Below are 255 nucleotides of genomic sequence, written 5' to 3' on the forward strand. Positions count from 1 at the left end.
ATTACGCCCTCGTCGTATTCCGGCGGGACCGGAGCACCACTGTACTGCCGGGCAGACGGCTGATACCGCGAGGCCGGCACTGCCATGTCCAGCGCCTCATGCGGCCGTTCAAGGTTATAGACTGTCCTCCAGTGGTCGAAGGCACGCTGCAGCTCACCGCTGTCCGCGAACCACCTGCCCTGCAGGACTTCCGCTTTCAGACTGCGGTGAAAACGCTCCAGCTTGCCCTGTGTCTGCGGATGATACGGCCGGGAA

General features: G+C 63.1%; 1 protein-coding gene. It reads right to left on the reverse strand.

Annotated features, from left to right (window positions below; genetic code table 11):
• On the reverse strand, positions 1–255 hold a 255-nt coding region (locus KW828_RS21795; protein WP_218338308.1), incomplete at both ends, for an integrase core domain-containing protein.

The sequence above is a fragment of the Enterobacter sp. ENT03 genome (genome assembly GCF_019218745.1).
GTDB lineage: Bacteria > Pseudomonadota > Gammaproteobacteria > Enterobacterales > Enterobacteriaceae > Enterobacter_D.